This is a genomic window from Brevibacterium sp. Mu109, assembly GCF_900169375.1.
Taxonomy (GTDB): domain Bacteria; phylum Actinomycetota; class Actinomycetes; order Actinomycetales; family Brevibacteriaceae; genus Brevibacterium; species Brevibacterium yomogidense_A.
This window is the reverse complement of the sequence record NZ_FXZF01000052.1, coordinates 1-9,063: the sequence shown is the minus strand read 5'-3', so window position 1 is coordinate 9,063 and position 9,063 is coordinate 1. Positions and strand designations below refer to the sequence as shown.

The 9,063-nt window shown below is 59.9% G+C and carries 5 protein-coding genes; 4 read left to right on the top strand and 1 reads right to left on the bottom strand.

Annotated features, from left to right (window positions below; translation table 11 throughout):
* Positions 1-97: 97 nt before the first annotated feature.
* Positions 98-406 carry a transposase gene (locus BSP109_RS17545; RefSeq protein ID WP_219618579.1) on the bottom strand — a complete coding sequence of 103 codons (309 nt, stop codon included), beginning with the start codon at positions 404-406 and terminating at the stop codon, positions 98-100.
* 184 nt (positions 407-590) lie between these two features.
* Here BSP109_RS17545 and wecC point away from each other — a divergent pair, with 184 nt between their 5' ends.
* From wecC to BSP109_RS17110, 4 genes are all read left to right on the top strand, one after another.
* A complete protein-coding gene (wecC, locus tag BSP109_RS15825) occupies positions 591-1,859 on the top strand; it encodes a UDP-N-acetyl-D-mannosamine dehydrogenase (protein ID WP_101601890.1) in 1,269 nt (422 codons plus the stop codon).
* 49 nt (positions 1,860-1,908) lie between these two features.
* Complete coding sequence (locus tag BSP109_RS15820; protein ID WP_101601889.1) at positions 1,909-6,471, top strand: glycosyltransferase; 4,563 nt, start codon at positions 1,909-1,911, stop codon at positions 6,469-6,471.
* A 19-nt stretch (positions 6,472-6,490) separates the two neighbouring features.
* Entirely contained in the window at positions 6,491-8,290 is a 1,800-nt protein-coding gene (locus BSP109_RS15815) for a heparinase II/III family protein (RefSeq protein ID WP_146001203.1), read from the top strand.
* Between the two features lie 311 nt (positions 8,291-8,601).
* On the top strand, positions 8,602-8,985 hold the full coding sequence (locus BSP109_RS17110) for a hypothetical protein (protein WP_146001202.1): 384 nt from the start codon (positions 8,602-8,604) through the stop codon (positions 8,983-8,985).
* Positions 8,986-9,063 lie beyond the last annotated feature (78 nt).

Sequence of the window (9,063 nt, the reverse complement as noted above, 5' to 3'; positions counted from 1 at the left end):
GTGACCTGCTGGTGCCGCCAGCGATAGTAGGGCTGACGGGAGAGCTTCAAGACCCGCAGGGACACCGCGACGGGAATGTTGTCAGCGGCGAGCTCGCTCACGAGCGGGTACCACCTTTTCCCGGCAGGTTCGCCTGGGACAGGTAGGCGGCAGCACGACGCAGGACCTCGTTCTCCTGCTCCAGCAGCCGGTTCCGACGGCGTAGCTCGCGTAGTTCCGTTGAGTCCTCACGGGTCTTCCCGGGGCGATTGCCGTCGTCGATGTCTGCTTGGCGGATCCATTTGTGGAGCGTCATCTCGTGTACGCCGAAGTCCTTCGCGATCTGCGCGATGGTGACGCCGTCCTCGCGGGACCGGGCGACTCGCACGACGTCCTCGCGGAACTCCTGGGGGTAGGGAGCGGGCATGGTGCACATCCTTCCAGGCCGCCCAGTGGGCAAGCCAGATCAGATGTCACCTATCGATGCGGCAGTCCCCCGCCGCAGTTGCCCGCACCCTCACCTTCCGTGGCTAGGATTGTGGGAGGCCGCTTTAATCTACACAGCACACTGAGGCGGTCTGCACCGATTCCCCAGCACAAGGACTTCCACAATGAGTGCCACGACATCGCCCGAGCCGACAACCTTCGAGACCGTGAGCGTGGTGGGCCTCGGCTACATCGGCCTCCCAACAGCTGCGTTTATCGCGTCTAAGGGCGTTCGCGTCATCGGTGTCGATGTAAAGCAGAGCTTCGTCGACCAGATCAACCGTGGCGAGGTCCCGTTCTTCGAGCCAGACTTCGAGGCAACGTTGGCCGGTGTCGTGCACAAGGGCAATCTGTCGGCGCAGACCGAGACCCCGCACGCAGACGCCTACATCGTCGCCGTGCCCACCCCTTTCCAGGATGACCACTCCGTCGACACGAAGTACATCAAGGCAGCGTCCGAGAAGATCGCGGCACACCTGAAGGGCGGCGAGCTCGTCGTGCTTGAGTCGACCTCCCCTCCGGGCACAACAGAGGAGATGGCCGAGTTCATCCTCGCGGCGCGCCCAGACCTCACCGGCGAAGACGGCAAGTCGAACAGCGTCTATTTCGCGCACGCCCCTGAGCGTGTTCTGCCTGGCCGAATCATGGTTGAGATGGCAGAGAACGATCGCGTGATCGGTGGCGTCACTTCCCGTGGAGGCGAGCTCGCTAGAGACCTCTACGCGACGTTCTCCAACGGCAAGCTGCTCGTCACGGATGCACGCACGGCAGAGATGGCGAAGCTCACCGAGAACTCCTTCCGCGACGTGAACATCGCGTTCGCGAACGAGCTCTCGATCATCTGCGACAAGCTCGGCATCGATGTCTGGGAGCTCATCGAGCTCGCCAACCACCACCCGCGCGTGAATATCCTCCAACCGGGTCCGGGTGTGGGCGGTCACTGCATCGCCGTCGATCCCTGGTTCATTGTGGCGGCTGCACCCGAGGAGGCGAAGCTGATCCGATGGGCACGCGAGGTCAACGATGCTAAGCCCAAGTATGTCGTCGGCAAGGTGCTCACCAAGGCGTCGAAGTTCAAGGCACCTGTCATCGCCACGCTGGGGATCGCGTTCAAGGCCGATATCGATGATCTGCGCGAATCGCCTTCGCTCGAAATTGTGCGAGAGATCGCGCAGGAGATGCCTGGGGCGAGCATCCGAGTTGTCGAGCCGAACGTCGAGGAGCTCCCTGAGCGGCTCAGCAGCCTGAGCAACGTCGTGCATCAGGATGTCGACGCAGCAATTGAAGAAGCCGACATCGTTGTCATGCTGGTCGACCACACACCGTTCAAGCGGATCGACCGCGAGCAGCTCCAGGAGAAGGTCGTCATCGACACCAAGGGCGTCTGGCGTTAACCATTGAGGTCCATACGTTTCGATCGTGCACAAGAGACGGAGTCACGCCATGAGGCAGCCAGACGAGCAGCGCAGCCAGGAACTACTGCGCCGCCAGCGAACGCAAGAGGCCACATCTGACCCCGAGCGCCTCCTCGAGAAGTTCGAGGGGATGCTGGCCCGCGAGCGCAAGGCCAGGCGTAAGGAGCGCCAGCAAGAAGCTCGAATCAAGCAGCTGGAGCAAGAAGCTCGAATCAAGCAGCTGGAGCAAGAGGTGAAAGCCGCACGGAAGCGGCAAGACGATGACCTCAAGCGCCGACTCGCTGCCGCGCACGGAGCGCTGGATGCCTATCGCGCGGAATCCAAGCGCCTCAAAGAGGACTTGCACCGAGTTCGGAGCTCGAATTCGATGCGAGTTGGCAAGGCACTCCTGAGCCCTCTGCATGCTGCGAAAAGGCTTGGTGGTGCACGCCCGGCTGTGGAGGAGGACCGCTCGAACGCTGTGAGCGCCCCCAACACCGCAGAGCACTCGATTGACCGTGCTCCACAGAGACCCGGCGCCTCGCACACCCGCTCACGAGGTGTCGAGAGCGTCAAGGGCGTCGACTCGCACCTGCCAGTCTCCGAGCGCACGTTGGAGACACTGAAGGCCGAGTTCGAGATGGAGCGTACGCCAGAGAGGTTCCGCAGGGTCGTGAACCGGCTCTGGTACAACCACGGCGCAATCAAGACTCCCGCCGACTTCATCTTCGAGAATCAGGACCTGGTTACCGGGCTGGCGCCAAAGGACGTAATACTCGTTCAGCGTGTGCTGGGCGAAGATCGACTCCGGAAGAACGGCATAACGGTGCCTGCTCGTGCAGCGGGAATCGCATACGTGCCTGAACCGGGCCGGGTGATGTACTGCGTGCATTCGACTCCCGTGTTCAACTCGAATGGCTACTCCACCCGAACGCGCGGAGTAGCGCAGGGCCTGCGCGACGCGGGCGCTGACGTGGCCGTTGTCAGCAGACCGGGTTACCCCTGGGATTCCTCCGTCGATAAGCCGAAGCCCGCACTCGAGCGCAGCGAGTCGAACATGATTGAGATCCCTTATGTTCATCTTCCGGGGATGTCCCTGAACACCTCGCCGATCGACAAGTACTTCATCGCAGCGGCGGATGCATTCGCCCGCGAAGCGCGCCGCCAACGACCGAGCGTGATCCAGTCTGCTTCAAATCACAGAACAGCTCTTCCTGCTCTTCTCGCAGCTCGGCGACTCGGGGTTCCGTTTCTCTATGAAGTTCGCGGACTGTGGGAGGTGACCACCGCTTCCCAGAAGACGGGTTGGGAGAACACCGAGCAATACGCCTCGATGGTGTCGCTCGAGACGCTCGTCGCGAGCGAAGCTGATGTCGTGCTGGCCATCACTCAGCAGATCGCTGATGAGCTCGTGCTCCGCGGCATCGACCGCTCGAAGATTCGAGTGGCTCCGAATGCAGTCGACACAGAGGAGTTTGCACCGCTACCCAAGGATGCTGCGTATGCGGCGAGCAGAGGCATCCGCACAGATGTGCCGGTTCTCGGTTTCGCTGGCAGCATGGTGCCGTACGAGGGGCTCTCGACGCTGCTCGAGGCCTCTGCAATCCTCCAGAACCGGGGTGTGGACCACCAGGTTGTCCTCGCCGGATCCGGCTCCGCCGAGAGGGAGCTCAAGGCCCAACGTGACTCGCTGAAGCTCTCGACGACCCGATTCCTGGGGCGTCTGCCGATCGACGAGATGCCGCGTCTGCTCAGCACGTTTGACATCATGCCGATTCCCCGCGAATCGACACCAGTGACAGAGCTGGTGTCGCCGCTGAAGCCTCTGGAGGCATTCAGTGCGATGAAGGCAGTGGTGATGTCTGACGTGGCACCCCACATCGACCTCGTCGGCACGAACGCTGAGCGCGGCCTCCTCTTCACGGCCGGCAATAGCGAGTCACTGGCAGACGCATTGCAGAAGTTCATCGACGACCATGATCTCGCCCTGAACGCATCGCGCGCTGCCCGACTCTGGGTCTTCGATCAACGGCAGTGGAGGCACATCGGCGCGGCCATGCACGAGGCGCACTTGGAGGCCATAAGCGCGTACTCTGACGCGACACCCGCTGACGGGCGCCGGCTCGAAACGATTCGCGTCGGCCTGATCGCTGATGAATTCACCACGTCTACGCTTGCTGCCACTGTGGACGTCGTGCCCCTGAGTCGAGAGGGGTGGCGAGCGCAACTCGCGCAGGACGACCTTGACTTGGTCTTCGTCGAGTCTGCCTGGGAGGGCAATGGCGGCGAGTGGCATCGTGCAGTCGGGCACTACGGCGCGGAGGAGAGCGCCGACATCACGGCATTGCTGACCGCGGCGCGTGAGCGCGGGATTCCATCGGTCTTCTGGAACAAGGAAGACCCCGTGCACTTCAACAGGTTCCAACGCACGGCCGGGCTCTGTGATCACGTCTTCACGACGGACGCGAATGTGATCCCTGATTACCTTGAGACGCCTGACGCTGTCTCCAAGACGGTCTCGTCGCTGTCCTTCTACGCGCAGCCGAGGATCCACAATCCCCTGCCCGCCGCGCGCGCCTACCAGCACTCGGTCGCCTATGCCGGCACCTACTATGGCGAACGGTATGCGGAACGTTCGAAGAAGCTCTTCAAGATGCTCCAGACGGCACAGCCGTTTAGCCTGACGATCTACGACCGCCAGGCTACGAACCCAGATTCGCCATACAAGTTCCCACGTGAGTTCGCAGACGACGTCGCGGGCTCGCTGCCTTATGACGAAGTCATCGACTCCTATAAGACGCACCTTGCGCAGCTCAACGGCAACTCAGTGGAGGACTCCCCCACGATGTTCTCTCGTCGAGTGGTCGAGATCGCGGCGTGCGGCGGGATCGTGCTCTCAAGCTCAAGCCGCGCGCTGAGTGAGACATTCGGCGGCACGATCGCTGCAACTGACGATGCCAACGAGTGGCGCGCGATGCTATATGACTGGGCACGGAACCCCACAGAGAGGGTTCGAGAATCCTGGTTGCAGCTGCGCTCGGTCTACCGCGCGCACACTGCCGAGACTGCGATAGGCATGCTGGTTCGAACGGCCGGCGTGCCAGTGACGTTGAACCTCCTGCCTGACTACGCAGCGCTGCTCCGCCGAGTCGACGCCGAAGTACTCGATTCGATCATGAACCAGTCAGTTCGTCCTTCTATGGTCATCGTGAACGATGACGCAAGGGGAGCCGTTCACGACGTGCTTGGACCCCACGGCATCCGTGTCGAGGGTCTGACGACATCGCCAGCGGACACCGCTGCATGGGTCGCCGAAGTGAGCAGCCCTGTCGCACGAACACACTTCGAGGACCTCTTGACCGCCACCCGCTTCGGCAACTGGCACAGGGTCACGTGGTCGTACGCGAACGAGGAAACGCAGGGGCAGACCTTGGCTTCGCCTTCACCTGGCCCTGTCGACAAGCCCGGCCTCGTCAAGACCCAGATGGTCGCAGAGTGGGGCGAGCTCGACGGCGCTTTGCATGGCACCGACGAACGCACCGTGCAGCTTCTCTTCGCCCCGCCAGCCGTGTTAGGCGGCGGTGTGCCTGAAGCTACCGCCTCGGTCAGCGGTGAAACCGGACCAAAGGTCATCGTCGTAGCGGGCCATGACTTGAAGTTCGCCGGTGGCCTCATCGATGCTTTCAAGGACGCCGGCCACGAGGTGCTCATCGATCAATGGCACGGCCACAATCAGCACAACGAAGAACAGTCAAAGCGATTGCTCGCACAAGCAGATATCGTGTTCGCAGAGTGGGGTTTGGGTAACGCCGTTTGGTACTCGAAATACCTGCGATCGCATCAGCGCATGATCGTGCGTATTCACCTCCAAGAGCTGCAACTACCGTATCTGCGCCAAATCAAGCATGAAGCGGTCGACACCTTCGCGTTTGTCGGAGAATTGATTCGACTCGCAGCCATCGTCAGTCACGGGGTCCCGCGGGAACGATCCCTCGTCATCCCGAATTTTGTGGATGTAGATGGCCTTGACCGAGTCAAGGAGCAGGGATCCGAGTTTAACCTTGGCCTGGTCGGCATCGTGCCTCAGAGGAAGCGACTGGACCTTGCTCTCGATTTGCTTGAGCATTTACACCAGCACGACCCCCGCTACAGACTCTTCATCAAAGGCAAACGGCCTGAAGAGTACGAATGGATGCGAAAGCGGCCAGAAGAAATGTCGTTCTACGAGAAAGCGTACGCCAAAGCGGACGACATCAACTCGCGCGTACCAGGGGCGGTCACATTTGAACCTCACGGTGATGACATGACGGAGTGGTATCGGAAGATCGGAATCGCGATATCAGTGTCGGACTTCGAATCGTTCCACTTCACCATCGCGGACGGGGCCGCATCGGGAGCACTCCCGGCCTCCCTGGCGTGGGCCGGCGCCGAATACATCTATCCGACCGATTGGCTGTCGAGTACGGTCGAAGACATGGCTAAGAACATTTCGGGGAGGGCCGGACCATCGCATGAAGCAGGGCCGAAAGTCCACGCAGACTTCATCCGTGCACACTTCGGCGAACGCGAAGTCTTGAATCAGTTGCTACACGTTTCGCTGAGCAATCGTTAGTCGGCAGGAGCCACCTAAAGTGACGAATTATTCCCGCGAAATGGCGGAAAAGCAGGCGATCGGGGCTCGGTTCGTACCTACTCCGCAAGATCGCAAGATCGCAGATGAGATCGCAGGGGGTACACTCAGTCTCTTTCCGCATGAATCATGGGCGCTGCCGGAGCGTCCGACCTGGCGTGAAGACCCCTTTAAAGACACCAACTGGGTTTTTCAGTACCACACGCTGCGCTGGCTGGATCCTCTTCGAAGGCAGGCAAGTGAGGGAAATCCAGAAGATCTCGCTGTGTGGCTGCGCTATGCCGAGTCATGGATTGAAGCCAACCCACCGGGCAAAGGAGTTTCCCGCTTCTCGTGGGCAGATATGGTGGACGGGGCGCGTTCGCTCACTTTTGCCTTTGCGCTCCCCGCTATTGAAGACCACCGGCCTGAGTCACTGGGTCTCATACTAAATTCACTCGAGGAGCATGGCACCTGGCTTGAAGACCCGATGCACATCAAGGTCGGAAACCACGCCCTCCAACAGCACCAAGGGCTTCTGATCATCGGAGCGGTACTGGAGAAACCAGAATGGGTTGATTTGGCGCTCTCGCGGTGCGTCGAGATGGTGAAAACTGCCTACGATGATCAGGGGATGAATGAAGAAGGAGCCCCTCAGTACCATCACATGAACTTCACTTGGTGGAGTTTGATCCGAAAGCGATTCGAAATTGCCATGGGTTCATCACCGGCAATCTTCGACAGAATTCTGAAGGCCCCCGAAGGGCTAGCTCACGCGACCAGACCAGACGGCCGGTTCGAGATGATCGGCGACACTGAAGAGTTCGCGAACGGCGGTGTCGAGCACCCGGCTGTGCGTTATGTGAAGTCGTCAGGACGTACCGGCGCGCCGCCACGGGACCTGGTAAAGATATTTGATCGGGGCTACGTGTTTGGACGCGATTCGTGGGGCACGCCTGACAAGCCTTTTGTAGACACCGCTTTCTACTCTTTGCGGTTCGGCCACCAGAAGCAGATCCATGGTCACCAAGATGGCATGGCACTCACGCTCTTCAAGAACCGCGAATCGTTCCTACTGGACTCCGGCAAATACTCATATGACGTTCATGACCCGATGCGCGTGCATCTCCTCACCCGGGAGGCGCATAACTCGCTGGTAATCAAGGATGCAGCTTACAATCCGCAGTCGACAGTCCAACTGTTGAGTCACGATGTTGGTAACCACAGTCAGACCTACACGTTTGTTGATGATGGCTATTCGGGCGCCAGGCTGTATCGCACTGTCACCATCAGCCTTGGGTCTAAAGCAATGGTCGTGCAAGACCGTTTTGTCGCAGACCGACACGTAGAAGCCCAGCAGTGGTGGCATTTCGCTCCTCGCGCAAGCCACCGTCGGGAAGGTTCGTCTTTCTTCGTTCGCAGCGCCAGAAACGAAGCTCGATTCTTCGTGCTTGAGCCCGACTATTTGCTCTCCGTGGCTGAAGGTCGCAAGGATCCGGTTCAGGGCTGGTACTCCCCCACATGGAAAGAAACCGTTGCCAGCCGCGCCCTGTCTGTGAGCACCCACGGGACGCGATCAACGCTGACTACGGTTGTGGCATTCGATTCCGAGGCAGAACACGCCACGTTGCATCATGTCGACAGCCTGTCGGACGACCACTCCGTCATACACATCACGCGAAAGGACGGGACTGTAGCCACTGTTGTCATTGGCGATGGATGGGGACTCATTAGGGAAGGAGCTGCATCCGCGCAGGATGCAGCGGTGATTATTGAAGACGCGAATCTGCAGCCGGCGAAATTCGATTGGAGCACACCGTGAGACTTGCCGTCGGAATAAAAGTCAAGAACCACATTCTTCCTACCGCTCGCGAACCTCGCTTCGCATTCGTACGGGCGGCCCATGCGGCCCTAGACAGAGTGCAGCCCTGGCCAAACTCCAACACGACTGAGGCACAGCAATGGGTGCCGCCAGTAGGTCGAACCGCGATTATTTTCCGCAGCAACGAGCCCCAAAGCACGGAAGAACGAAGAGGCTGGGTTGGCAACAAACAGCGTAGCTGGGCATGGACGGGTGTCACTTCGCAATCCGTAGTGCAGTCCCTTAGGAGTGGATTCGCTGGTAAGCACGGCATGGATGAAGCCGTGTGGGATGGGGTCGGTAGTTTCGCCACCATCGGTGCGACTCCAGACACGCTGGTTGCTTACACCAACGCACACCGTTCCGAAGCTCTGTACTATGTAGATCTTCCGGATGCTGTCGTCATAAGCAACTCTGCTGCTGTTCTCTCACTAATGGCAGGCCAAGGAACGGTTCGTTTTAGTCACCTCGGCCTCGCTGGCTTCTTAATGCACGGACTGCCGCTGTCTGAAACCATTCCTTTCGAGGGCGTGTCACTCGTGCCAGCGGGTGCCAAGCTTCATTCGTCACCCGAGGCCGACATTGCACTCAACTTGGATAGCGGAGATGTTATGTCTCAAGAGATGGGTGACAGTTCTGCATCAGGACATCGGTGACAGTGTGGGGCGTCTTGGTGGTGACACTTCCCGACTGTGATTGAGGGGTGAGCAGAAACGAACCCGTTGATCCCCGCG

Coding starts and splice junctions, on each gene's coding strand:
- BSP109_RS15820 (WP_101601889.1), top strand. CDS start 1,909: ATGAGGCAGCCAGACGAGCAGCGCAGCCAGGAACTACTGCGCCGCCAG.
- BSP109_RS17110 (WP_146001202.1), top strand. CDS start 8,602: ATGGATGAAGCCGTGTGGGATGGGGTCGGTAGTTTCGCCACCATCGGT.
- wecC (WP_101601890.1), top strand. CDS start 591: ATGAGTGCCACGACATCGCCCGAGCCGACAACCTTCGAGACCGTGAGC.
- BSP109_RS17545 (WP_219618579.1), bottom strand. CDS start 406: ATGCCCGCTCCCTACCCCCAGGAGTTCCGCGAGGACGTCGTGCGAGTC.